The sequence below is a fragment of the Phascolarctobacterium faecium DSM 14760 genome (assembly GCF_003269275.1).
Taxonomy (GTDB): domain Bacteria; phylum Bacillota; class Negativicutes; order Acidaminococcales; family Acidaminococcaceae; genus Phascolarctobacterium; species Phascolarctobacterium faecium.
In genome coordinates this window covers 81,083-102,738 of the sequence record NZ_QLTS01000006.1, presented here as the reverse complement: position 1 = coordinate 102,738, position 21,656 = coordinate 81,083, and the positions used below count along the sequence as shown (strand labels likewise).

At 40.6% G+C, this 21,656-nt stretch carries 19 protein-coding genes and 1 riboswitch; of the genes, 3 read left to right on the top strand and 16 right to left on the bottom strand.

What is annotated here, in order from left to right:
* The 6 genes from pyrR to C8D73_RS07810 all read right to left on the bottom strand — a co-directional run bounded on the left by pyrR (position 1) and on the right by C8D73_RS07810 (position 5,191).
* A complete protein-coding gene (pyrR, locus tag C8D73_RS07835; RefSeq protein WP_021717931.1) occupies positions 1–555 on the bottom strand; it encodes a bifunctional pyr operon transcriptional regulator/uracil phosphoribosyltransferase PyrR in 555 nt (184 codons plus the stop codon).
* A gap of 20 nt (positions 556–575) precedes the next feature.
* Positions 576–1,520, bottom strand: a complete 945-nt coding sequence (locus C8D73_RS07830) for an RluA family pseudouridine synthase (RefSeq protein WP_113077830.1) — start codon at positions 1,518–1,520, stop codon at positions 576–578.
* A complete protein-coding gene (gene lspA, locus C8D73_RS07825) occupies positions 1,484–1,927 on the bottom strand; it encodes a signal peptidase II (protein WP_113077829.1) in 444 nt (147 codons plus the stop codon). Before lspA ends, C8D73_RS07830 begins: the two co-directional genes overlap by 37 nt.
* A gap of 214 nt (positions 1,928–2,141) precedes the next feature.
* A complete protein-coding gene (locus tag C8D73_RS07820) occupies positions 2,142–3,281 on the bottom strand; it encodes an acyl-CoA dehydrogenase family protein (protein WP_113077828.1) in 1,140 nt (379 codons plus the stop codon).
* A 62-nt stretch (positions 3,282–3,343) separates the two neighbouring features.
* Positions 3,344–3,784, bottom strand: a complete 441-nt coding sequence (locus tag C8D73_RS07815; protein WP_113077827.1) for a hotdog family protein — start codon at positions 3,782–3,784, stop codon at positions 3,344–3,346.
* A gap of 228 nt (positions 3,785–4,012) precedes the next feature.
* Entirely contained in the window at positions 4,013–5,191 is a 1,179-nt protein-coding gene (locus tag C8D73_RS07810) for a phosphoribosylaminoimidazolecarboxamide formyltransferase (protein WP_346265874.1), read from the bottom strand.
* 39 nt (positions 5,192–5,230) lie between these two features.
* Positions 5,231–5,307, bottom strand: a riboswitch (ZMP/ZTP riboswitch).
* A 103-nt stretch (positions 5,308–5,410) separates the two neighbouring features.
* On the opposite strand from C8D73_RS07810, the gene C8D73_RS07805 reads away from it, so the two are divergent.
* The 3 genes from C8D73_RS07805 to C8D73_RS07795 all read left to right on the top strand — a co-directional run bounded on the left by C8D73_RS07805 (position 5,411) and on the right by C8D73_RS07795 (position 9,132).
* Positions 5,411–6,307 carry a radical SAM protein gene (locus C8D73_RS07805; protein WP_113077825.1) on the top strand — a complete coding sequence of 299 codons (897 nt, stop codon included), beginning with the start codon at positions 5,411–5,413 and terminating at the stop codon, positions 6,305–6,307.
* Positions 6,308–6,580: 273 nt separating this feature from the next.
* Positions 6,581–8,170 (top strand): ribosomal protection-like ABC-F family protein, encoded by a 1,590-nt coding sequence (gene abc-f, locus C8D73_RS07800; RefSeq protein WP_113077824.1) that lies wholly within the window; start codon positions 6,581–6,583, stop codon positions 8,168–8,170.
* A gap of 89 nt (positions 8,171–8,259) precedes the next feature.
* Positions 8,260–9,132, top strand: a complete 873-nt coding sequence (locus tag C8D73_RS07795; protein WP_113077823.1) for a DMT family transporter — start codon at positions 8,260–8,262, stop codon at positions 9,130–9,132.
* A gap of 26 nt (positions 9,133–9,158) precedes the next feature.
* On the opposite strand, the gene C8D73_RS07790 is transcribed toward C8D73_RS07795, so the two are convergent.
* The 10 genes from C8D73_RS07790 to C8D73_RS07745 all read right to left on the bottom strand — a co-directional run bounded on the left by C8D73_RS07790 (position 9,159) and on the right by C8D73_RS07745 (position 21,641).
* A complete protein-coding gene (locus tag C8D73_RS07790; RefSeq protein WP_021717939.1) occupies positions 9,159–9,566 on the bottom strand; it encodes a DUF3783 domain-containing protein in 408 nt (135 codons plus the stop codon).
* Positions 9,567–9,703: 137 nt separating this feature from the next.
* Positions 9,704–11,533 carry a glutamine--fructose-6-phosphate transaminase (isomerizing) gene (gene glmS, locus C8D73_RS07785; protein ID WP_113077822.1) on the bottom strand — a complete coding sequence of 610 codons (1,830 nt, stop codon included), beginning with the start codon at positions 11,531–11,533 and terminating at the stop codon, positions 9,704–9,706.
* Between the two features lie 289 nt (positions 11,534–11,822).
* On the bottom strand, positions 11,823–13,163 hold the full coding sequence (glmM, locus tag C8D73_RS07780) for a phosphoglucosamine mutase (protein ID WP_113077821.1): 1,341 nt from the start codon (positions 13,161–13,163) through the stop codon (positions 11,823–11,825).
* Between the two features lie 71 nt (positions 13,164–13,234).
* Positions 13,235–14,839: an NAD(P)/FAD-dependent oxidoreductase gene (locus C8D73_RS07775; RefSeq protein WP_113077820.1), complete on the bottom strand. Its 1,605-nt coding sequence runs from the start codon at positions 14,837–14,839 to the stop codon at positions 13,235–13,237.
* A gap of 13 nt (positions 14,840–14,852) precedes the next feature.
* Complete coding sequence (locus C8D73_RS07770; RefSeq protein ID WP_113077819.1) at positions 14,853–15,767, bottom strand: CdaR family protein; 915 nt, start codon at positions 15,765–15,767, stop codon at positions 14,853–14,855.
* Positions 15,764–16,597, bottom strand: a complete 834-nt coding sequence (gene cdaA / locus C8D73_RS07765; RefSeq protein WP_044491756.1) for a diadenylate cyclase CdaA — start codon at positions 16,595–16,597, stop codon at positions 15,764–15,766. Before cdaA ends, C8D73_RS07770 begins: the two co-directional genes overlap by 4 nt.
* Positions 16,598–16,726: 129 nt before the next feature.
* A complete protein-coding gene (argH, locus tag C8D73_RS07760; protein ID WP_021717945.1) occupies positions 16,727–18,139 on the bottom strand; it encodes an argininosuccinate lyase in 1,413 nt (470 codons plus the stop codon).
* The gene (locus C8D73_RS07755) at positions 18,139–19,359 is read right to left on the bottom strand and encodes an argininosuccinate synthase (protein WP_113077818.1); all 1,221 of its coding nucleotides are present in this window, start codon (positions 19,357–19,359) and stop codon (positions 18,139–18,141) included. The genes argH and C8D73_RS07755 overlap by 1 nt, the downstream gene beginning before the upstream one ends.
* Positions 19,360–19,487: 128 nt before the next feature.
* On the bottom strand, positions 19,488–20,429 hold the full coding sequence (gene argF / locus C8D73_RS07750) for an ornithine carbamoyltransferase (protein WP_021717947.1): 942 nt from the start codon (positions 20,427–20,429) through the stop codon (positions 19,488–19,490).
* A 21-nt stretch (positions 20,430–20,450) separates the two neighbouring features.
* Positions 20,451–21,641, bottom strand: coding sequence for an acetylornithine transaminase (locus tag C8D73_RS07745; protein ID WP_113077817.1), 1,191 nt, complete (start codon positions 21,639–21,641; stop codon positions 20,451–20,453).
* Positions 21,642–21,656: the final 15 nt, after the last annotated feature.

Here is a 21,656-nt window from a genome sequence, read left to right as displayed (position 1 = left end):
TTATTCTGCAACTACTTCCCCTATGAATACTTCATCAGTTTCATCATGTTCTTTTAAAGTAACTTCAATAGTTTCCTTATGAGCAGTTGGTACGTTTTTACCAACAAAATCAGCGCGAATAGGCAATTCCTTATGTCCTCGATCAATAAGCACTGCTAATTGGATAGACCGTGGGCGTCCCATGTCAATGACAGCATCCAGCGCGGCTCTAATCGTACGACCAGTATAGAGAACATCATCAACTAAAACGATATTCTTCCCATTCAGATCAAAATCAATATCAGTTCCATGTACGATCGGATTATACCCCAAGGTAGAAAGGTCATCACGATATAAGGTAATATCAAGCATACCCACTTTTACTTTTACGCCTTCAATAATTTCAATTTCCTGTGCAATCCGTTGTGCCAACGGCACTCCTCTGGTTCGAATACCAACAAGCACAACATTATTGACACCCTTGTTCTTTTCGATGATTTCATGTGCGATACGTACCAACGCACGACGCATTGCATCACTGTCCATAATAACATTTTTCTTAACTACTTTACTCATACAGCTCACCTCAAAATATTTTAGAATTGTCCGTTACGTAAACGGGTAATAATTTTCTGCATATCTTCCGGCAGCCCCGCCTCAAACCGCAGCCGTTCTCCTGTACGCGGATGTGTAAACTCCAGTTCCTGTGAATGAAGTGCCTGCCCATGAATCGCAAATGGAACCTTCATCGGAGAATATTTAGGATCTCCTACTAAGGGATATCCCAAATAGTCCATATGGACACGTATCTGATGTGTTCGACCTGTTCTCAAACGGCAGCGTACAATAGTAAAACGTCCAAAACGCTCAAGCACTTCATAATCAGTTACTGCGGTACGCCCACCCTCTTGTACTACAGTCATCTTTTTACGGTCATTTTTATCACGAGCTATCTTCGCCGAAATTGTCCCGGTATCCTCTTTTATATTGCCCCTGACAATAGCAATATATGAACGTTTGGCAGTTTTGTTTTGAATCTGTTCCGATAAAGATATATGTGCAGCATCATTCTTAGCTACAATCATGATGCCTGAAGTATCCTTATCCAAACGGTGCACAATCCCCGGCCTGATTACATTATTTATCCCTGATAAATTTTGGCAATGATGAAGCAGTGCATTAACAAGAGTACCGGTATAATGGCCTGGTGCTGGATGCACCACCATCCCACGGCTTTTATTAACAACAACTACATCTTCATCTTCAAAAATAACATCCAAGGGAATAGCCTCAGAACGAATTTCTAAAAGTTCCGGCTCTGGCAGCATAACTGTGAACACATCGCCGGCCTTAACTTTATAGTTGGCTTTAAACACTTTTGCTCCACGAAATACACGCCCTTCCTCCAAAAGTTTTTGCATATTGGAGCGCGACACCTCTAGTTTTGCAGCCAGATAAATATCGAGTCTTTGCCCAACATCATTTTCTGCAGCAGCAATATTTTCTACTTCTTCAGTATTTCTGTCTGTATTAAATTCCATATAATAAAACCCACCCCTACACAAATAGCAATATCTGCCACATTAAAAATAGGCCAAATACGAAAATCAAAAAAATCTACAACCATACCATTTTCAGCTCTGTCTATCAGATTACCGACAGCCCCACCAATAAAAAGTGCTGTTCCGGCCCGCACACACAAAGGTTCTGCTAAGATTTCTTTTCTAAACCACCAAACTATGATCAGCACCAGCAAAGCTACACAAATAAAAAAAGTTCTGTTATGGGCAAACATTCCAAAGGCAGCCCCTGGATTCAAAATATAAGTTAAATGGAAAATGTTAGGAATGATGGGAATACTTTGTCCTTCAGCCATCACAGCTACAACTATATTTTTTGTCAATTGGTCAAGCAAAACGACTAACGCCGCCAGCCAAATCAAAATCATAAGTTACTCCTATATTTATAAAAATTACTCTTATTATTATACCTGTAAAATTATCTTTTTTCAATGCTTCTTTGCCATAGTGTAATGAGAATCACTTGAGTAATCAGTCTTAATAATTAAAGTATATATTTTTTTACATTTATGCATAAATAATTTTGACAGTCCTATATAAAAAACCCGGCACCAAATAGTACCGGGTTTTATAAATAAACTATTAGTACAGAATTTTATTAGCTATAACCAAACGTTGAATTTGGTTTGTGCCTTCATAAATCTGCATGATCTTAGCATCACGCATCATTTTTTCAACCGGATATTCACGGGAATAGCCATAACCGCCCATTACCTGAACAGCATCAGTAGTCACCTGCATAGCCACATCAGCAGCATAACATTTAGCCATAGCCGCCTCTTTGGAAAATTCCAGCCCCTGGTCACGCATCCAGCACGCTTTCAGTACCATCAATCTTGCCGTTTCAACCTTCATAGCCATATCAGCAATCATGGACTGGATCATTTGGAAAGAAGCAATCGGCTGGCCGAATTGTTTTCTTTCTTTAGCATATTTTACAGCACAATCTAAAGCAGCCTGAGCCAGACCAACGGATACTGCTCCAACAAAAGGACGTGCAGAATCCAAAGTATTCATTGCTATACGGAAGCCCTCGCCTTCACGGCCAACACGGTTAGATTCTGGAATCACGACATCCTGTAAAATCAATTCACAGGTATTAGAGGGGCGGATGCCCATTTTATCCTCTTTTTTACCAACAGTAAAGCCAGGTGTTCCTTTAGGTACGATAAATGCGGTCAAACCACGGATACCACCGGATTTGCGGGTATTAGCAAATACAAGATAAGTATCTGCAATTCCACCATTAGTAATAAACGCTTTAGTACCATTAAGAGTATAAGTTCCGGCTTCCTTGTTTTTTACAGCTGAAGTAGCGACACCACCGGCATCTGAACCTGCACCAGGTTCAGTTAATGCAAACGCAGCCAGTTTACCATCATTAAGTAAATCACAATGCGCTTGTTTCTGTTCTTCAGTGCCGGCAATTAAAATAGGATAAGACGCCAGGGAGTTCGCAGCCATTGAGGTAGCAACACCTGCACAGCCTTTGCCCAGTTCTTCATAAATAACGGCAACTGTAACGCTGTCCAGTCCAGGTCCGCCATATTCTTCTGGAACAATAACATTCAAAAGCCCCATATCAGCAGCTTTTTCAAGCAGCCCGGGCATAGATTGATTATTTCTGTCCATTTCGGCAGCGTAAGGGGTAATTTCTTTTTCTACAAAATCCCTCACCATTTCCTGTAATTCAAGTTGTTCTTCATTAAGTGCAAAATCCATTTTGTCCTCCTTGTGTTAAGGCTTAAGCCAAATTGCTTGTTAAGGCGACTTGCCGTCAGCCTTTACCATTTACGGGGTATATCCTTAATTGTTTCCACAACAAACAAAGTCGTCAGTACCGTTGCCAACAGAGTATCATTTTCATCATATACCTCAGCTTCGGCCACAAGAGTCATTCGTCCGCAATGGCAAATCTTACAGACAGCATAAAGTTTTTCAGCTGCTGTGTATTTTACAATGTTACAACAAAAATTTAATGTTTCAGCTTCGACACCAACGCTGACAGCGCTGATTTGCAATACAGATTCAAGAAGACGATAAATAACGCTGCTACGGACCTTACCACGATGATCAAGGTCAGTACCGGCCGTCAGAGAAAAACTTATCCGTATCTGGCCGCAGTTTAACTGTTCTATACTCAGCGCCGGATCATCTAAAAAGCGCCTTTCCAGACAAGCCGATTGCACTAAGAAAAGTATTCCCGATACATTTTCAGTACTCACGAACTACTCATCTCCTACTTGCCATAATCTTACTAAAACATAAACATATTTTGGACATTATACCTTGTGTATTTTACCACAAAAAATTTACTAACTCAATAGTTTTCAGACAATTTTATGCGATTTATGTAAAAAAAATACCACAACAGCTTCCAACGCCCACAAAACTGACTTGTCAGTCATTTTTGTTCAAAAAAATCCGCCAAAGTTTTCTTTGGCGGAAAGTCATTAATGATGGAACAAACGTAAACCAGTAAATGCCATTGCGATATTATATTTATCACATGTTTCAATAACATTATCATCTCTGATACTTCCGCCTGCCTGAGCAATATAATCTACACCGCTGCGGTGAGCGCGTTCAATATTATCACCAAACGGGAAAAAAGCATCACTGCCAAGAGAAACTCCGTGCAGCTTATGAAGCCATACTTTTTTTTCTTCACGTGTCAGCGGAGCTGGTTTTTCGGTAAAGAACTGTTCCCAAATTCCATCTGCAAGTATATCTTCATAATCGTCAGAAATATACACATCAATAGTATTGTCCCGATCAGGACGTCGAATACTGTCCTTAAAAGGCAGTTCTAAAACACTGGGGTTCTGGCGCAGCCACCAGTTATCAGCTTTATTTCCGGCAAGCCTTGTACAATGAACACGAGACTGTTGCCCCGCACCAATACCAATCGCCTGTCCATCTTTAACATAGCAGACGGAATTCGATTGCGTGTATTTCAAAGTAATCAACGCAATCAGAAGATCACGTACTGCATCCTCAGGAATTTCTTTATTGACAGTCGGACGATTTACAAGCAGCTCTGACGTAATTTTAGCCTCATTACGGTCCTGTTCAAAAGTTATACCAAATACATCTTTCGTTTCCTGTATCTCTGGAATATAAGACGGATCAATTTTGATAATATTATAAGTGCCCTTACGTTTAGTTTTTAAAATTTCCAAAGCTTCCTCTGTATAGCCGGGGGCAATAACGCCATCTGAAACTTCTCGAGCCAGCATAGCTGCAGTCTCCTTGTCACAGATATCTGATAAAGCGACAAAGTCTCCGTAAGATGACATACGGTCAGCACCCCGAGCCCTGGCATAAGCAGTAGCCAACGGAGTCAGAGCTAGATCGTCAACATAATATATTTTTTTCAGTACATCGCTCATCGGCAATCCAACGGCAGCACCGGCTGGACTTACATGTTTAAAAGATGCTGCTGCAGGCAGGCCGGTAGCTTCCTTTAATTCTTTTACTAACTGCCAGCTGTTAAAGGCATCCAGAAAATTAATATAACCAGGGCGGCCGTTCAAAACCTCAATTGGCAGTTCACCTATTTTACTATAAATACGCGCCTTACTTTGATTTGGATTACAGCCATACTTCAATAGCAGCTCTTTCACGACTATTCCTCCTTAAAAATATATAAAAAAACCGACACTTCTGGGGTAAAACGCCCAGACGGTCGGCAACACCGGTCATACTCCACGTGGTTAATCCACTTCCGTCAGTTATATGACCTACTTCTGCTTTAGATTATACTTTTTACCGCTCTTTTTGTCAATTATCCTTTTATCTCTTGTCCAACTATGCTACAATTTAGAAAATACTCCAAAGGAGATGTTTTAATGACTTACTGTTACGTCTGCCCACACCGCTGCGGAGTTGACAGGGCAGAAACAATGAACAGTCCAAATGGTATTTTCGGTTCCTGCGGCTGCGGTATGCAGCCAATAGTTGCCCGTGCGGCACTGCATATGTGGGAAGAGCCATGCATAAGCGGCACCAAAGGTTCAGGCACTGTTTTTTTTAGTGGCTGCAATTTACATTGTGCATTCTGCCAAAATTACGAAATCAGCTGTTTAAATAAAGGACAGGAAATATCCGTTGAAAGATTAAAAGAAATTTATTTTGACTTAATTAAACAAGGAGCCCATAATATCAATTTAGTTACAGCAACACATTTTACTGAGACTATTATCGCAAGCTTACAGGAACCATTGCCAGTCCCTGTAATTTATAATACCAGTGGTTTTGAAACTGTCGATACAATACACAGATTGAAAAATAAAATACAAATATGGCTTCCCGATCTAAAATATAGTGACGATTTAGCCGCAATAAAGTACAGTAATGCGCCTAATTATTTTAATACTGCTACAACGGCCATAAAAACCATGTACAAACAAGTCGGGCCCTACCAAATCGATGAAAATGGTTTATTAAAAAGTGGTGTAATTATCAGGCATCTGCTGTTACCGAATATGTTAGAAAATACACTAAGAGTAATAGACTGGATCGCTGACAATTTTGAACCGGGGCAGGTCCTGTTTAGTCTGATGCATCAATATATTCCATGCGGCCGAGCCGCTGAATACCCTGAAATAAACCGTGTTGTTACTGCAGAAGAATATCAAAAAGTTGAGCAGTACCTTTTCAATTCCGGTATTGAAGACGGCTTTGTTCAGGAAGATACCGCTGCCAGCGCTGATTTTATTCCCATCTTTGATGGGACTGGAGTTTAGTTGACAAAGATTTTATAATCCTATATTATAAAAATATAATTATGAATATTGAAAGGACACTTGAACGAATGAAAAACTGATCCAATTTCGCACCTTATCTGAAAAAGACACAAAAACAGCTTAAAACCAAAAGCTTTGTTAAGTGTTGTCTTTTATCAGTAAGTCAGAATGGATCATTTTCTGCGATTTGAGGCTAAGTCTACCTTTACACCTCCCATTCTGTCTTGAATCGGGAGGTTTTTATTGTCTTCGAAAGTTAGGAGTTGAAATTATATGTACATCCTCGAAACCAATTCATTTAAATATTATTTAGGCGAAAGACTATTATTCAAACTGCCTGCTTTAAAACTACATACAAAAAGCCGTATAGGCCTGATCGGGCTGAACGGAAGTGGAAAAACAACTTTATTAGAGTTATTAGCAGGTATAAGACCAATTCCTGCAGCCGCAAAAATCATTTGCAAAACAACAATGACTATACTACCGCAATTAAAAGAAAGACTCTCCAAAAGCGGTGGCGAAACGACTCAAGCCTACATCCTGCAGGCGCTCAAACAACAATCCGGTTTGCTGCTGGCAGACGAACCAACTAATAATCTTGATATGGACCATTTGTTATGGCTTGAAAAGGAACTTCGGCATTACTCAGGAGCCTTAATATTAGTTTCCCACGATCGTGATTTTTTAGATGCATTATGCAATGAAATCTGGGCTTTGGACGATAAACAACTTCAAATATATCAAGGTAATTACAGTAATTATCAGCAGCAAAAGATAATTTCTGAAAAAACTCATGATCAAGCTTATCGTAAATATATTATGCAAAAAACTCATTTAGAAACAGCTTTTTCTGCCAAACAGCAGCAAGCGCAAAAAGCTGTTAAAACCACGAAGATATCTTTATCAGAAGCCAGGATTACCGGAGCTAAACCCTACTTTGCTAAAAAACAGAAAAAGTTACAGCAAACAGGTCAATCCCTACTGACGAGGTTAGACAAACTTAAACAGATAGAAAAAAGACAATCCTTACCAATAATAAAAATGAATTTACTGTCTTCAAAACTATGGCAGGGACAAATTTTAGTAAGAGCACATAACTGGTCTTATATTATTGATAAAAAACCGCTCTGGCAAACAGCAAGTTTTTCAGTAAAATCCGGCGACAAACTTGCCATCATCGGACCAAACGGCTGCGGGAAAACAACTTTACTCAAACAATTTTTAAAAGCACACAACAAACACTTGCCAAATGTGCAAATAGCCGGCGGAGCAAAAATAGGTTACTTCAGTCAGGATATTGATATTCTTGATCCTGATAAAAACCTGCTCCGTAACCTACAGTCAACGTCTTCACAAAGCGAAGCTTTATTACGTACTGTTTTAATAAGACTTCGTTTCAAACGCGAAGATTTTTTTAAACCAATACAGCTTTTAAGCGGCGGTGAAAAAGTCAAAGCTGCTTTAGCAAAAATATTAGTCAGTGACTGTAATGTACTTATGCTAGACGAACCAACCAATCACTTGGATCTGGATGCTGTAACTGCTTTAGAAGAATTATTATGCAATTATCCAGGAACTTTGATTTTTACAACCCATGACCGCCGCCTGCTTAAAGCCATTGCTAAAAATTTATTAGTCTTTGATGGAACAAAACTGAACTTTTTCCCTGGGCCATATGACGACTACTCAAATAAACAAATAAGCACTGAGTATATTGAAGCAACAGCAGATATTTTACTTATAGAAAATAAACTGGCTGAAATTATCAGTCACCTTAGCCTCAATCCAACTGAAAAATTAGAAGCAGAGTTTCAATCATTACTGGCAAAAAAACGCCTTTTATTGTCAAAGCAATCATCTTAATTTACAAAATAGTTTGCATTAGTCGAATTTAGCTGTTAAAATATAACTCACAATGTATTTTATTTTGCAATTTGTATTCAAGGAGAACGATGATAAACAATTCACATAATAAATATATCATTTTCATATTGTTGCAAAGTTTTCTATACGGCTTAGGTAATCCACTCACTAAAATTGCTTTTGCCAGTATCACACCTTTATGGTGTCTGGCCTTTCGTTTTGGTCTGGCTTTTTCTCTCTTCGCAATTTTCTTTGCAACACGCTTAAGGAAACAGCTGCAGGCACTTTCTGCAAGCCAATATCTGCCAGCAGGATTATGTATGGCTTCAGCTTATATTTCATGTAATCTGGCATTAGAAGGAACTACGGCAACGAATGTTGGCTTTATTATGTCCTTATCAGTAATTTTCGCACCGCTTTTGTCAATAATAGTCTTACAGCGACCTTATAAAATTTCACATCTTCCTATACAACTATTAGTCATTCTCGGTATGTATCTACTCTGTAGTAATGGAGGAACGTTTTCTTTTAACCAGGGAGATTTATGGGCATTGCTTACAGCAGTCAGCGTCGCAGGAGCACTGGTCTTTGGAGAAAAATCTCTGAAAGCAACAGATGCTATCACTATTTCTGCTATTCAAACCTTTATTACGGCAGTTATCAGCATCGCAGGAGCTTTATTATTCGACGATATCAGCACTATCACTAAAATTCAACCAGAAGCCTGGGCTGTTGTTATCTATCTGGCTATTACATGTACCTGCCTGGCTTATTTTCTGCAAAACGCTGCCTTGAAATTCTTATCTTCCTCCTTAGTATCAATGCTGCAATGTACTCAACCTATTTTAACTGCTGCGGCCTCATACTTTTTACTTAATGAAAAATTAACTTTTACAGGTATGAGCGGAGCTGTAATAATTTTAGCTTGTATAATTTCTGAAAATATTTTAGAAAAAAAGTAAAACCGCGGTAAACCGCGGTTTTACTTTTACTTTTGTACTTTATTACGTCTTTCAGCTTCCATCTTCTTAAAAGCTTCTCTTTCCTGGCAAAGTTCCTCATATAAAGCCAGGCCATTCCAACTTTTATTATTTTCCGTAATCATCGCTTTTAACTCTATTCTTCCTACCCCTACACGCTGCAAAGCAATTAAAAATTTTTGTAACTTGCTGCCGTCAAATCCATGCAGCACCAACATTTCTTCCTGAAATTCTTCCCCCTGATAAACTTCTCCGTGATTTTCTATTCCAGAAATTCCCAATAAAGCTCCCAGCGGCTGCTCATACTCTGCTCTTGCAACCTCTTTAAACCTCACCTGCATCATCATACAGACCATTTTAATCATTTTTAACTTTTCTTCATTGAAATTATATAATAAAGCAACAGAATTGTTCATACAATACTCCTTTTCGATAATAATTATTGTTACCGCTATTATAGCATATTTTTCGCACTATTAGCTAACTCTACCAAAATAACTTTCAAGACGGACACAAAAAGACGCCTGCCAAAAAATTCCGGCAGGCGTTATTTTTATTCAACTGTTACTGATTTAGCAAGATTCCTAGGCTTATCAACATCACAGCCACGAGTTAAAGCAGCATAATAAGCTAACAGCTGCAAAGGTAGGACAGCAAGCAACGGAGCTAGATATTTATCTGTTCTGGGAATGAAAATAACATGATCAGCATATTTTGCAATACTGTCATCCCCTTCAAAAGCAATTGCAATGACCATCGCTTCACGCGCTTTTACTTCCTGCAGATTGCTGACTGTTTTATCATAAACATCAGGCTGTGTAGCTAAAACGATTACCGGCACACCTTCAACAATCAAAGCCAAAGTACCATGTTTCAGTTCTCCCGCTGCATAAGCCTCGGCATGGATATAAGATATTTCTTTAAGCTTCAAAGCACCTTCCAGCGCAACAGCATAATCAAGGCTGCGGCCCAGGAAAAATGCATCTTCACTGCTGCCATAACGGGTTGCAAAAACTTTAATCTGATCTACATTTTCCAGTAGCTTATGAATCTGCTCAGGGATATCGTGTAACCCTTCCACAAGCTTATGCGCTTTGGCAATATCTAAAGTACCGCGCAAACGTCCAACATAAATAGCCAGCATCAGCATTACTAAAAGTTGTGTAGTATAAGCTTTAGTAGAAGCTACAGCAATTTCTGGGCCAGCATAGGTATAAACAACCTGATCAGCTTCTCTGGAAATAGAAGAACCTACGACATTTGTAACCGCCAAAGTACGGGAACCAAGGCGCTTAGCCTCTTTCAAAGCAGCCAAAGTATCGCTGGTTTCACCTGACTGACTGATAACTATCGTCAAACTGTTGCCATCAACTAAAGGACTGCGATAACGGAATTCACTGGCAATATCGACTTCTACCGGAATCCGTGCCAGCTGTTCCAAATAGTATTTTCCAACAATACCTGCATGATAAGCAGTGCCACAGGCAACAATAAAAATCTTATTGATACCTGCCATTTCTTCTTCTGTCCAGCCAAGTTCAGTAAATTCAATTCCGTGAGAATCTTTCGGTACGCGCCCAGTCATTGTATCACGGATAGATTTTGGTTGTTCGTAAATTTCTTTAAGCATAAAATGTTCAAAACCGCCTTTTTCAGCAGCCTCTGCATTCCAATTTACTTCAAAAACCTTTTTACTGATCGGTGTTCCATTTATATCCTGTACCCAGACACTTTCTTTAGTGACAGTAGCAATTTCACCATCACTCATAATAAACGTACGGCGTGTCTTAGCAATAATAGCCGGTATATCGGAAGCAATAAAATTTTCGCCTTCACCAAGTCCAATAACCAAAGGATTATCTTTTTTTGTGCAAATTATTTTCTCCGGTTCTTTGGCACACATAAACACCAGCGAATAGGATCCCTCAATAACACGCAAAACTCTTTTTACAGTTTCTTCAAAGTCTCCATCATAATATGCAGCCATTAAATGTGCCACAACTTCAGTATCTGTTTCAGAAACAAATTTGTGCCCTTTGGCAATCAAATCTTCCTTCAGAACCAGATAATTTTCAATAATACCATTATGCACAACAACAAACTCCCCGCTGGCATCAGTGTGCGGATGAGAATTACGGTCGGACGGACGTCCATGCGTAGCCCAACGGGTATGTCCTATACCCATGGTGCCTTCAGGCATATGACCATCCAATTTTTGACGCAAAGAATCAAGACGGCCTACACATTTCTCAACAGTGATCTTACCTTTTTCATAAACAGCGATACCAGCGGAATCATAACCGCGGTACTCAAGCTTGCTCATGCCGTCCAGTAAAAACGGCGCTGCTTGATTATTACCAATATAACCAACGATACCACACATAGTTGTATCCTCCTAAATGTATATTGCCAATTCTGCCACAGACATTTTGTCACCGTCGTTACCGCCGGAATTTGTAGTCTGCTTACGGCCTGCAGCTAGCCGAGAGGTACCCGCTGACTGATCGATAAACCTCTCCCTCGTCTGCCGCCAAAGGCGGCACTTGCGCTTATGGTAACAAGTGTATGCTGAGCACACAACATGCCGCGCAGGCTTGGCTTGTCCCACGCGGCACGTCCTTGTAACCATTGTTATTGTACTATATTTTGACTCTTAGGTCAATGCTGACCAGTTATCCCAGTTCGCTGTTGACAACTTCGGCAATAGCACTTGCTATCTCTTCTAAGCGTTCTTGCTGTGGTCCTTCAGCCATAATACGGATCAAAGGTTCGGTTCCAGATGCCCGTACCAAAATCTGGCCGTTGTCACCAAGCTCTTCCTGATATTTTTTTATAATATTCTTTATAGATTCCTTTTCTTCCCAGCCATGCTTGTCAGCAACACGTACATTAAGCAGAATCTGAGGATATTTTGTCATCATCGCCCCCATTTCTGAGAGTCGTTTGTTATTTTGAACCAACGCCCCGAGAAGCTGTACGGCGGTTAAAATGCCATCACCAGTTTTTGCAAATCTTGAAAAAATAATGTGCCCGGACTGTTCCCCGCCCAAACTATATCCATTTTTCAACATTTCTTCTAACACATAACGATCACCAACAGCTGTTTTTACACAGGAACCGCCATATTTTTTCATAGCTTGATGCAACCCGACATTACTCATAACAGTTGTAACGAGCACATTATCTTTCAGCTGTTTCTTTTTCATCAGTTCCAGTGCGCAAATCAACATCATTTGGTCACCGTCAAGAGCTTCCCCCTTTTCATCTACAACCAAACAACGGTCTGCATCACCATCGTTGGCAATACCAACATCAGCACCAACCTCAACTACTTTAGCCTGTAATGCTTCAAGATGCGTTGATCCACAGCCATTATTGATGTTAATGCCGTTAGGCTGATTAAAAATCGTTACAACCTCAACCCCTAAAGAGCGTAAAATAACCGGAGCAATGACACTGTTGGCACCGTTAGAGCAATCCATCACAACCTTCAGTCCATTAAGTTTACATGGAGCAGCTGCAATAACATGATCTATATACAGCTTATCAAGGCCTTCTTCCACAATAACCTGCCCAACAGAAGAACCGCGGGGATTCTTACTGCATTCTACAGGCAGGCTTACCAGTTCAGCAATCTCATCCTCTACTGCATCCGGCAGCTTATGCCCAGTTTTAGAGAAAAATTTAATGCCATTATCTTCAAAAGGATTATGCGAAGCAGAAATAACTACTCCAGCATTGGCCTTCACTTCCGGTGTCAGAAACGATACTGCCGGAGTAGGCATAACGCCTAAAAGATGCGCGTTACCACCAGCAGAGCAAATACCAGCTGCTAAAGCAGCTTCCAGCATCGTACCTGATAAACGCGTATCACGACCAATAATGATTTTCGGTGTAGTAGTTTCCCTTCCAAAATAAGTTGCCGCAGCGCGCCCTAATTTAAAAGCGAGTTCCGGCGTTAATTCAATATTAGCGACTCCACGCACACCATCAGTACCAAACAAACGAGCCATTTCAAGACCTCCGAACAAAGGATTTTTATTATCAGCTTATTATAAACTTTTTATCACCAAGTGACAAGCCTTTAAAAAAATGGTGTAAATTTTGCCATTACAGCCCTGGCGACATGATAACCATCTAAGGATGCACTCATAATTCCCCCCGCATAGCCGGCACCTTCACCACACGGATATAATCCGTTATGAGTAATTGATACTTTAGTATCATTATTACGCATAATTCTTACCGGCGCAGAAGTCCTTGTTTCGATACCTGTAAGCAAAGCGCCGCCATCCGCAAAACCTTGAATTTTTTTGTCAAAAGCAAGTATTCCCGAACGTAAAGTATCTGCAACAAAGTCAGGAAGAACGCTGTCTAACGCACAAGCGGTCAATCCAGGTCTGTAAGTAGCTTTAATATTACACCGTAAATCAGGCTGCAAATATTTCAAAAAGCTTGCAACATTCTGTGCCGGCGCATTATAACAACTTCCGCCAGCCTTAAACGCCAGCTTTTCATAATACCGCTGAAACTCCATCCCGGCAAGCGGATCCGTACCAAAATCCTGAGGACCTACATTTACAACAAGTGCACTGTTGGCAATCCCGGAATCACGCTGATACATACTCATACCATTTACTACTACACCACCTGCTTCAGATGCTGCCGCAACGACCATACCACCAGGGCACATACAAAAAGAATATGCAGTTCTACTCTTATCCGGAGTATGATGGACTAATGCGTAATCTGCTGCCCCCAGACGTGGATGTCCTGCAAAATCACCATACTGTGCCTTATCTATAAGTTCCTGCGGATGCTCAATCCGTACCCCTATGGCAAATGGTTTTGCTTCAATACCAATTCCAAGCTGCAGCAATCTGGAATAAGTATCACGCGCACTGTGACCACATGCTAGAATAACCGCATTGCTCATGATTTTTTCACCGTCAGAAAGAATTACTCCGCTCAAACTATTTTCTTTAACTATAAAATCAACGACATGGGCATTATAACGTATTTCACCGCCAAAGGCACGTATTTCATTTGTCAAGCCCATAACCATCACACGTAATTGATCTGTGCCCACATGCGGCTTATGTTCGTATAAAATTTCCTTAGGAGCACCCGCCTGCACAAAATCTTTTAAAATTCTTCCCATCACCGGATCATTGACACGAGTGGTCAATTTACCATCGGAAAAAGTACCGGCGCCTCCCTCACCAAACTGGACATTAGAATCTGGATCAAATTTTCCGTCTTTCCAAAAACGCTGCACATCATCCACTCTTTGTGCTACAGGTTTACCACGTTCCAGTATCAAGGGCCTATAACCATACCGAGCCAACTCCAATGCAGCTAACAAACCAGCCGGCCCCGCTCCAATAACCAACGGCCGTCCAACTATTTTTTCCACACCCAAATCAGGTTCAACAAGACTTTCTTCTGTCAATAAAGTGACATCTTTATCCTTAACCAATCTACCTAACTGCTTAGAAGATATTTCTAAATCAATCAAAACATGGTAATTTAAGGAAATATTATTTTTACGGCGGGCATCAACTGCCCGCCGTACTATTTGCAAATTCTCAATATTCTGTTTTTTTAATCCCAGTTTTTTAGCGGCTGCCTCTTTAACAGATGTTTCCTCCAAAAGCGAAACCCTGACATTATTCACCTTTAACCTCATTAGTAATCCTTTCTCATTCCGCCTCAATATGTACCTTTACCGTATGAGTATCAGCCATTGTTTTTTCAGGCAACAAAAGTACCGCTTCTACATTGCCATTAGCACTGAATTTACCTAAATCTACTGGCTGTGTCTTTACTTCTGTTATACTTTGCAAAATGGAAGGTTCGGCTGTCAATTTCACTGTTGCAGGTTCACAGACTGCACGTTTCATGGTCATTCCGCCAGTTAATGCTCCAGTAGTTTCTACAACTACCGGTACTTCAACTGTAATCATCTGACGTACTAATGAAGCTTTTACCTGTGCTTTAGCAGGTGAAATCTGCAAATCAGGCATTTCCAAACCATTAGCGCTCATCGCTATCAATGTACTTTCAACTTGAAAATCATTTTCTCGCTCACTGACATCAACAGGTGCCACAACTCTAGCCATCTCATTGATACGATGCGTAGCACCTTTTACAGTTACACTGTCAGGAATGACCTCTCGTTTACTTAAAGTAAAATCAGAAGCAGGTATACCGATAACACGCGTATCAACCTCCATTACCTTTTCTGTAACAGAATCAAGATAAGCATAAATATTATTGGGATATACTTCCAACACGGTCCCCTGATTAAACTGTGCTTTAACAGGCAAGGCCTGCTGTCCTATATTTTTGTCAGCAAAATCAACATAGGCCGTAACTTCTTTTTCCGTTATATCACCTAAAACCGTTCTTTGAGCCTGAACCTTAACACGCACTTTATCAGGAGTATTAAGTACAATCATACCTTCCGGGACATTACGCAGTTCCAAATTAACCACATAATTACGTTCTACAAGTGGGTTCTGTTCATTCATAACATACATCCATAACGCACAGGCAATAAGAAACGCGATGACCCGTGCCAACATATTTTCACGATCAAAGAAATTCCCCATCATTTGCCACCCCGAATCTCTTTGATTTTATCATTGATAACCTGTTTCCAATTCAGAGAAGGCTGTACTACAGCAGCTCTTAATAAGCTTTTAATATCTTCGCCGGTCAGATAGCGATGCAATTCACCGTTACGGGCCAGAGAAATCGTGCCGGTCTCTTCGCTGACGACTAAAACCAGAGCATCTGACTGTTCGGAAATACCGATAGCAGAACGATGGCGCGTTCCCAACTCCTGGCTCAGATTACGTGCTTCTGTTAAAGGAAGCAGGCAGCTTGCTGCTACGATACGATTACCGCGTATAACAACAGCGCCATCATGTAAGGGTGTATCCGGTTCAAAAATATTGAGCAGCAAACTATCTGAAATCAAACCGTCAATCGGCACGCCGGTTTCAATTCTCTCTTCCAAACCTGTCTCCCGTTCAAAAACCATCAATGCGCCTATTTTTCTACGACTCATAATTTCCGTAGCATTAGTAACAGCATTCAGCATATCTTCCAGTTCTTTTTCATCAAGTTCGTTATGCTTATGAAATAAACGCCCGCGACCAATCTGCTCAAGCGCACGACGCAGTTCCGGCTGAAAAACTACAGGCAGCGCGACCATGACTACTGTCATACTTTTTTCCAAAAGCCAGGTAATAACATGCAGATTCAGCCATTTACTGATAAATAAAATAACAGCTAAGACCAAAAGACCTTTGACTAAAGTTGCGGCCCGAGTGTTTTTTAACATTAAGTATATACGGAAAAGGAAATAAGCAACAACTAAAATATCCAAAACATCTAAAATGCTTATCGTTTTTAATAATCCCTGCAGCTGCAATAACAAACTCTTCACCTGTTTCCTAAGTATTTTTTAGACAACAATATTCTAATATATATTATAACAAAAAACTCGTGTACTTCGCTATGCGAAATGCACGAGTTTAATATATTTTGCAAAAATTTCTTAAATTAATTATATTCTTGCTTTTAAATCATCTAATACTACCTGCTGTTCTGCCAACAGTACGTCTCCGCGTGAAAATTGTTTAGCATTTTCAGAAAAAGCAGGTCCGCCATAAGAAGTTCTTGCCGCAACACAGTTTTCCGGCTGCAAAGCCTCTAGTAGATCTTCTTCAAACAACGCTGAAAAAGTTTTATATTCTTCAAGCGAAATCTCCGGCAAGAATTTTCCCTGATGGATAGCATAAGCCACACACTTACCTACAACTTCATGGGCCTGTCGGAAAGGTAACCCCTTCCGAACGAGGTAATCAGCAAGATCAGTAGCATTAGAGAAATCTTTGCTGACAGCCTGCTCCATTTTTTCTACATTGACAGTCATCGTAGAAATCATATCGCTGTATACTGCCAGACTGAATTTAACAGTATCGACCGCATCAAAAAAACCTTCTTTATCCTCCTGCAAATCCTTATTATAAGTCAGCGGCAAACCTTTGGCTGTAACCAGCATCGCTTGCAGATGCCCATAAACACGACCTGTTTTACCACGCACAAGCTCGGCAATATCCGGATTTTTTTTCTGCGGCATCATCGATGAACCTGTAGCAAATGCATCATCCAGTTCTATAAACCCGAATTCTGTACTTGACCACAGACAAATCTCTTCACTCAAACGGCTCATATGCATCATCAAAACGGAAGCAAATGACAAAAATTCGATAATATAATCGCGATCGCTGACAGCATCCATGCTGTTGGCATAAACACTGCCGAAATTCAGCTGCTCAGCCACATCAAAACGATCAATAGGGAATGTAGTTCCAGCAATGGCTCCTGCACCAAGAGGCATCATATCAGCGCCAGACCACACCCCCTGCAACCTGCGAAAATCACGCTGCAGCATATTAAAATAGGCCAGCAGATGATGTGCAAAGGTTATAGGCTGAGCACGCTGCAGATGTGTGTAACCAGGCATCAGCGTTCTGTCATGTTTTTTGGCAACTGCCAAAAGCGCCTTCTCAAACTGCAGCAGCAATTCACCGATCTCTACAATCTCACGTTTCATATACATGTGCATGTCTAAAGCAACCTGGTCATTACGGCTGCGGGCAGTATGCAAACGTGCCCCAGCAACGCCAATCCGCTCAGTAAGGCGTGCCTCAATGTTCATATGAATATCTTCTAAAGCCACTTCAAAACTAAAATTACCGGCTTCGATATCAGCAAGAATAGTTTCCAAGCCGGCTACAATCTTTTCCACATCTTCAGCAGGAATAATACCGCATTTGCCCAGCATTTGCGCATGGGCAATACTGCCTCGGATATCTTCGTGATACAGCCGTTTATCAAACTCAATAGATGCATTAAATGCATCTACGAGTTCATTGGTATTTTTACTAAATCTGCCGCCCCAAAGCTTAGCCATTATTTCAGTTTTCCTTGTTTCATCAATGCACGTACAGTCAAAGGCAAGCCAAACAGGTTAATAAAGCCGCCGGCATCTGCCTGATTATAGACTTCATCAGCACCAAAAGTTACATACTCCTGGCTGTATAAGGAATACGGAGATTTAGCGCCTGCAGAAATGATATTGCCTTTATACAGTTTCAAACGTACTGTACCTGTAACAGTTTTTTGTGTTTCATCAACAAAAGCTGCCAAAGCTTCGCGCAGCGGAGAGAACCACATACCGTCATAAACGAGTTCAGAATATTTAATGCCTACCATTTGTTTATAGCTCATAGTAGCACGATCAAGGCAAAGATTTTCCAGTTCATTATGAGCATAATAAATAATAGACCCACCAGGAGTTTCATAAACACCACGGGATTTCATACCAACCAGACGATTTTCAACCATATCACAAATACCAACGCCGTTACGGATACCAATCTCATTAAGATTTTCAACGATAGTGGCCGGACTCATTTTTTTACCGTTAACAGCAACCGGCACACCCTGTTCAAATTCCAGTTCTACATACTCAGCTTTGTCAGGCGCAGTTTCAGGAGTATTAGTTACAATAAAAAGTGCGTCCTTAGGAGCATTCCAGGGATCTTCGAGATCTGAACCTTCATGGCTCAAATGCCACATGTTACGGTCCATAGAATAATCATGTTCCTTGGTAACAGGAATAGGAATATTATGTGCTTCCGCAAAGTCAATGGCATCTTCACGGGAACGGATGCTCCATTCGCGCCAGGGAGCAATAATTGCCAGCTGCGGAGCCAGTGCTTTTACAGAAAGTTCAAAGCGAACCTGGTCATTACCTTTGCCCGTAGCACCATGAGCAACAGCATCAGCACCTTCTTTTTCAGCGATCTCTACTAATCTTTTAGCGATCAGAGGACGTGCAAAAGAAGTACCAAGTAAATATTTCTTTTCATAAACTGCGCCGGCTTTGACAACAGGCCAAACATAATCAGCAATAAATTCTTCCTTCAAATCTAAAATATAACATTTGCTGGCACCTGATTTAAGTGCTTTATCATGTACGGGATCAAGTTCGTCACCTTGACCAAGATCTGCCGTAACTGCTATAACTTCACAGTTATTATAGTTTTCTTTGAGCCAGGGAATAATTACCGAGGTATCCAAACCACCAGAATAAGCAAGCACGACTTTTTTAATGTCTTCTTTTTTCATTGTAGATACAGCCTCCTAAGATGTTTAAATATGTAAGATTTCATGCATAAACTTGTAATGACGAATATGATTATACCACATTTTCCAAAAAATGGAAGAGTTTTTATGAATGTATACCGTATTTTTACTTATAACACTTCATCACTCATCAAAAGTGCCATAATCGCTTTTTGTACATGCAGACGATTTTCTGCCTGATCAAAAATTTTTGATTGCGGTCCTTCCAAAACATCCTCAGTTATTTCCTCCCCGCGATGTGCAGGCAAACAATGCAAAACCATAGCGTCAGGCCGGGCCACTGCCAGCAATTCTTTATTGATCTGATATTCACCCAAAGCTTCCTGACGGATAGATTGTTCTGACTCTTGACCCATACTCGCCCAAACGTCAGTATAAAGTACATCAGCACCTTTCGAGGCTCTGAACAGATCATCGTCAACCTCAATCGTACAGCCTGTATGGACTGCATCTTCCTGGGCTGTCTTAACGATAACAGGATCTGGCTGATATCCCTGCGGACAAGCACAGACCATATTCATACCAACTTTTGCACAGGCATACATCAGTGAATGTGCCATATTATTACCATCACCTACATAAACAAGTTTCCTGCCTTTCAAGACCTCTTTATACTCCATAATAGTAAATAAATCAGTCAAAGCCTGACAGGGATGCAGCATATCCGTTAAACCGTTAATGACCGGAATACTTGCATATTTAGCCAATTCTAAAACAGATTCATGTGAAAAGGTACGAATCATGATCCCGTCAACAAAACGTGATAAGACTCTTGCCGTATCACGTACTGGTTCACCACGGCCAATCTGAGAAGCAGAATCGTTCAAATAAATCGGGTGACCGCCAAGCTGCCAGAAACCAACCTCAAAAGAAACACGTGTACGTGTTGATGCCTTGGAAAAAATCATCCCAAGAGTTTTGCCTTTAAGATATTGATGCGGCTCGCCATTTTTTTGTTTACGCTTTAACTTTTTAGCGACATCTAAAATAGTCGCAACTTCACCCACCGATAAATCGTGAATAGAAATCAAATCTTTATTTCTTAAACCCATTCTCCACCCTCACAAACTTGGTTAAAATTCAGCCAATGCCGCATCTAAAGCAGCTACTGCCTGATCTATTTCTTCTTTTGTAACGATCAAAGGAGGAACTAAACGAATAACGTTACCAGCCGTACAATTAACAATGACCTGGCGCTTAAGACAAGCTTCGACAACCTCTTTGCCATCTTTAGCCAACTCCATGCCTAAAATCAAGCCGCAGCCGCGTATTTCAATAACCTTATCCGGATACTTAGCCATCAGAAATTCCAGTTTCTTTTTGAAATAATCTCCTTTTTCTGCCGTCTGTTCTAGAATATTTTCATTTTTTATTGTAGTTAAGGTCGCATAAATAGCCGCACATGCTAAAGCATTGCCGCCAAAAGTACCACCATGATCACCAGGTTTAAAAACATGCGCCAACCTTTCCGTGACGACAAAACCACCAACAGGGAAGCCACCGCCAATCCCTTTGGCAAAAGTCATAATGTCAGGTTTTACACCACTATGCATATACGCAAACCATTTTCCTGTACGCGCGACACCTGTTTGAATTTCATCAAAAACAAGCAGTGCGTCATATTTATCGCACAGTAATCTTGCTTCATGCAAGTATGTATCACTGGGAACATGAACGCCGCCTTCCCCTTGAATAGGCTCGAGCAAAACACAGCAAACATCTTCATCCATTGCTTCTCGTAACGCTTCCAAATCACCATAAGGAACATAATCAAAACCTGCAGGCAATGGCTCATATCCTTGCTGATATTTTGGCTGACCTGTAGCAGTAACAGTCATCATAGTCCGACCATGAAAGGAATGTACAGCCGTAATAATACGATATTTCCCCTCATTTTTTTGATGGCCATACTTACGCGCAAGTTTTATGGCACCTTCATTGGCTTCAGCACCGCTATTTGCTAAAAATACCCTGTCAAAGCCTGTAGTTTCAATGATTTCTTTAACAGCTTTTGCCTGAATATCAGTATAGTAAATATTAGAGCAGTGCATAAGTTTCGCAGCCTGTTCACTAATAGCTTTTACCAGTGCAGGGTGTGCGTGTCCCAAAGAATTAACTGCTATCCCTGCTAAAAAATCCAGATATTCATTACCGTCAGCATCATAAAGCTTACAGCCTTTACCATGGGTAAGTGCCAGCTGATATCGACCAAAGACCGGCAAATAATATTTTTCTGTTTGGTCGATAATTGTTTTTGCGTCCATTGCGATCCCCTCTAA

What these genes read in the sequence shown, in the direction of transcription:
- C8D73_RS07790 (WP_021717939.1), bottom strand. Translation starts at nt 9,566, where the DNA reads ATGAACAATTCTGTTGCTTTATTATATAATTTCAATGAAGAAAAGTTA.
- C8D73_RS07795 (WP_113077823.1), top strand. Translation starts at nt 8,260, where the DNA reads ATGATAAACAATTCACATAATAAATATATCATTTTCATATTGTTGCAA.
- C8D73_RS07820 (WP_113077828.1), bottom strand. Translation starts at nt 3,281, where the DNA reads ATGGATTTTGCACTTAATGAAGAACAACTTGAATTACAGGAAATGGTG.
- C8D73_RS07755 (WP_113077818.1), bottom strand. Translation starts at nt 19,359, where the DNA reads ATGAAAAAAGAAGACATTAAAAAAGTCGTGCTTGCTTATTCTGGTGGT.
- C8D73_RS07830 (WP_113077830.1), bottom strand. Translation starts at nt 1,520, where the DNA reads ATGGAATTTAATACAGACAGAAATACTGAAGAAGTAGAAAATATTGCT.
- C8D73_RS07775 (WP_113077820.1), bottom strand. Translation starts at nt 14,839, where the DNA reads ATGAGGTTAAAGGTGAATAATGTCAGGGTTTCGCTTTTGGAGGAAACA.
- pyrR (WP_021717931.1), bottom strand. Translation starts at nt 555, where the DNA reads ATGAGTAAAGTAGTTAAGAAAAATGTTATTATGGACAGTGATGCAATG.
- C8D73_RS07805 (WP_113077825.1), top strand. Translation starts at nt 5,411, where the DNA reads ATGACTTACTGTTACGTCTGCCCACACCGCTGCGGAGTTGACAGGGCA.
- glmS (WP_113077822.1), bottom strand. Translation starts at nt 11,533, where the DNA reads ATGTGTGGTATCGTTGGTTATATTGGTAATAATCAAGCAGCGCCGTTT.
- C8D73_RS07770 (WP_113077819.1), bottom strand. Translation starts at nt 15,767, where the DNA reads ATGATGGGGAATTTCTTTGATCGTGAAAATATGTTGGCACGGGTCATC.
- glmM (WP_113077821.1), bottom strand. Translation starts at nt 13,163, where the DNA reads ATGGCTCGTTTGTTTGGTACTGATGGTGTGCGTGGAGTCGCTAATATT.
- abc-f (WP_113077824.1), top strand. Translation starts at nt 6,581, where the DNA reads ATGTACATCCTCGAAACCAATTCATTTAAATATTATTTAGGCGAAAGA.
- argH (WP_021717945.1), bottom strand. Translation starts at nt 18,139, where the DNA reads ATGGCTAAGCTTTGGGGCGGCAGATTTAGTAAAAATACCAATGAACTC.
- C8D73_RS07745 (WP_113077817.1), bottom strand. Translation starts at nt 21,641, where the DNA reads ATGGACGCAAAAACAATTATCGACCAAACAGAAAAATATTATTTGCCG.
- lspA (WP_113077829.1), bottom strand. Translation starts at nt 1,927, where the DNA reads ATGATTTTGATTTGGCTGGCGGCGTTAGTCGTTTTGCTTGACCAATTG.
- argF (WP_021717947.1), bottom strand. Translation starts at nt 20,429, where the DNA reads ATGGGTTTAAGAAATAAAGATTTGATTTCTATTCACGATTTATCGGTG.